Source organism: Vibrio sp. YT-19(2023), assembly GCF_033337395.1.
On record NZ_JAWOQN010000804.1, the window covers coordinates 1 to 589 of the forward strand.

Below are 589 nucleotides of genomic sequence, written 5' to 3' on the forward strand. Positions count from 1 at the left end.
CTGGGTTTTGCGCAAGAGAACGGCATTGCTTGCATCCACATATTGATGATTCGTCAGGGTAAAGTGTTAGGCAGTCGCAGTCATTTCCCTAAGATTCCTCAAAACACGAGCCAACAAGAGGTATTCGATAGCTTTTTGACTCAGTACTACCTGAGCCACAATGAGGCGCGAACAATCCCATCTCGAATAATACTGAACCAAGAGTTGGCCGACGATCTCGAACCCATTCAAAAAGCACTGAGTGAAGTCGCAGGGCGTAAGGTTCATTTCCATACTTCTCCGACTGGTGCGAGAGGGAGATATCTTAAGCTGTCTAATACCAATGCACTTACTGCCATCACGACAAAAATCAACCATAAGATGACGATCAACCAACGTTTCAAAGCACTTCGCGAGACGTTGGGAATGGAGTCTATTATGAGGATGGAGTGTTTTGATATTTCCCATACGATGGGCGAGAGCACTATCGCATCATGTGTGGTCTTCAACAACGAAGGTCCGGTAAAGCAAGAATACCGACGCTATAACATTACTGGAATCACGGGTGGCGATGATTATGCAGCGATGGGGCAGGCGTTAGAGCGGCGCT

1 pseudogene is annotated in these 589 nt (G+C 47.0%); it reads left to right on the forward strand.

What is annotated here, in order from left to right:
• Window positions 1-589 (forward strand): annotated as a pseudogene (gene uvrC, locus R7E78_RS28550) (excinuclease ABC subunit C); the annotation flags it as partial.